This is a genomic window from Devosia sp. A369 (assembly GCF_054489345.1).
Map to the genome: position 1 here is coordinate 7,501 of NZ_JBTMWV010000003.1, position 2,500 is coordinate 10,000.

Genomic DNA, 2,500 nt, shown 5'->3' on the forward strand with positions numbered 1-2,500 from the left:
CGGTGCCGGGCCAGCAGAAATCTGCGCACATACGTAGTTCCCCTAGTTTTGGAACACGTCATGACTTTCGCAGTGCTCAATATTCGTCCCGATCAAACTGACAATCTGCAACTGGTTCGCCTGCTGAATCGTCCTATCGAAATCGCCCTGGAAGCACTGCATAGTCGCATCGTGCTTTGCGCCCCGCGCCACGCGGATGAACCCGGCTATATCGGCACCGCCATGCTGCTGGACCTTCGCCCCGACTGCAATGATCAGCGCTACATGGTGGCGGAATTGGCAGAGATGAAGTTGTTTGCGCAGCCAGTAAAGCTCCGCTCGGAGGGGCAGCCCCACGAATCTGACGCCCTCGATGATGCCGGAAATTTTGCTTTCTACCACTACGCGGCCGGCGTCAGAGCTTTGTCCCAGTCCGAATTTGACCGGATTATTGCGGCGGGATCTCTCTGCTCTCTCTCCGGCATGGCAGAAGAACAACCGAGCGCGGCCGACCTGCTCTACGAGGTCAAAACAATCGAGACGTCGCGCAAGTTCCTATCCAGACAACAGGCGATTCGGGATGCGCGCTTGCGGCTGACGGTGCTGCAGCACTACGGCCCGATCTGTGCCGTGAGCGGCCAGTGCGCATGTCATCGAAGAAACCGCGAGCTATGAGGTGGAGGTCTCCCATATTCGCCCGGTCAAATCGGGTGGCGTCGATGAGGTTTGGAACGCCATGCCGATGACGCAGACGCTGCACTGGGCCTATGATCATGGCCTGTTCAGCATGAGCAATAGCGGCGAATTGCTGTTTAGCCCCAGGATGACAACCGCGCTTCGATCGCTCTTCAACGGCAGGACCAAAGCGAGTTTTCCCATGGATCCCCGCGCCTGGCCGAACGCCGAATGCATCGCCAGGAAATTTTCAAAGGCTGACTCCTGAAGGGCGCGCCGGCTTCTCCGCCCCTCGATGTCACCCCGGCCCCGTGCCGGGCCCAGCTTGAGATAACTTCGGTGTTTCCATCTCAAAACGGCATCACCCGCGTCGGACGCGAATGACAACCGGATCGATCACCTAGAATCGCACATGGATTGGGCAATGAAATCCCAGATAGGCGCGGAGATCCTTGCGCCCTCCCCACCCCCAGTGTCACCCCGGCCCTGCGCCGGGGCCCATCCTGAGATGGCGCCAACGCGACCATCTCTCGCTGATCGCATATTTCTGGCAGGGCCGCCGAAAGGCGCCCGCATCCTCGAATCGGCAGCGGGTCAAATGAGTCGGCAACGATCTCAACGCCAATGGCTGGAGCCATCACCTCGGCCCAGACAATGCCTTCCCCACCCCCGATGTCACCCCGGCCTCGCGCCGGGGCCCATCCCGAGATTATGCCGGCGCGACCATCTCTCGCGGATCGCGTAATTCCCGGTAGGGCTGCCTAAAGGCACCCGCATGCTCGAATCGGCTACCGGGCGAAGGGGCGGCGACGATCTCAACGCCAATGGGTCGATCCATTATCTCGGCGCCGGCTCGGGATGAATAGAGAGGCGAGACGCAGCAAGTTCCCGCTGGGCCGAACCCACTGGGCCTTCCCCTCTTCCCCCCTCCCACTCCGCGTTCCAAACGCAAAAACCCCAGTCATTTCTGACTGGGGTTTTTGGTATTTCTTTTCGACATTGTAATTGAGAACCATACGTTTTTGGCAGACCTTGCAGCGACCTACTCTCCCAAGCCTTGAGACTTAGTACCATTGGCGCAGAGGAATTTGACGGTCGAGTTCGGGATGGGATCGGGTCTTGGGCTCCTCGCAAAAACCACAAGGTCAGCGAAAAACGTATGATGTGAATTCTGGTTTTGTTGTTCTGTATATGGACCAAGTGCTCTCCCATGCAAGGAGCCTTGGTCTGGTGTATTATTTGTACCGATCGAACATTTCACAATCTATGCGGACATAGATTAATGAGAACGATCAAGCCAATCGAGCTATTAGTACCGGTAAGCTTCACACATTGCTGCGCTTCCACACCCGGCCTATCGACGTGGTGGTCTTCCACGGCTCTCAAGGGAATACTAGTTTTGAAGGAGGCTTCCTGCTTAGATGCTTTCAGCAGTTATCCCTTCCGAACGTAGCTACCCTGCAATGCGGCTGGCGCCACAACAGGTCCACCAGAGGTTCGTCCAACCCGGTCCTCTCGTACTAGGGTCAGCTCTTCTCAATATTCCTACACCCACGGCAGATAGGGACCGAACTGTCTCACGACGTTCTAAACCCAGCTCACGTACCACTTTAAATGGCGAACAGCCATACCCTTGGGACCTGCTCCAGCCCCAGGATGTGATGAGCCGACATCGAGGTGCCAAACAATGCCGTCGATATGGACTCTTGGGCATTATCAGCCTGTTATCCCCAGCGTACCTTTTATTCGTTGAGCGATGGCCCTTCCACGCGGGACCACCGGATCACTATGACCGACTTTCGTCTCTGCTCGACTTGTCAGTCTCGCAGTCAGGCAGGCTTATGCC

The 2,500-nt window shown here is 57.2% G+C and carries 2 protein-coding genes and 2 rRNA genes (1 of these 4 cut by a window edge); 2 read left to right on the forward strand and 2 right to left on the reverse strand.

Annotation, left to right across the window (positions count from 1 at the left end):
• Positions 1–60: 60 nt before the first annotated feature.
• Both ACX3OZ_RS05270 and ACX3OZ_RS05275 read left to right on the forward strand, forming a co-directional pair.
• On the forward strand, positions 61–654 hold the full coding sequence (locus ACX3OZ_RS05270; RefSeq protein ID WP_459093737.1) for a hypothetical protein: 594 nt from the start codon (positions 61–63) through the stop codon (positions 652–654).
• A gap of 1 nt (position 655) precedes the next feature.
• Positions 656–922, forward strand: a complete 267-nt coding sequence (locus ACX3OZ_RS05275) for an HNH endonuclease (protein ID WP_459093738.1) — start codon at positions 656–658, stop codon at positions 920–922.
• Positions 923–1,683: 761 nt separating this feature from the next.
• Here the strand turns inward: ACX3OZ_RS05275 and rrf are convergent.
• A 5S ribosomal RNA gene (rrf, locus tag ACX3OZ_RS05280) occupies positions 1,684–1,799 on the reverse strand.
• Positions 1,800–1,942: 143 nt separating this feature from the next.
• Positions 1,943–2,500, reverse strand: a 23S ribosomal RNA gene (locus ACX3OZ_RS05285); it runs 2,165 nt beyond the window's last position.

Excerpts from the sequence above, each read along its gene's own strand:
- ACX3OZ_RS05270 (WP_459093737.1), top strand. The coding sequence starts at position 61 with ATGACTTTCGCAGTGCTCAATATTCGTCCCGATCAAACTGACAATCTG.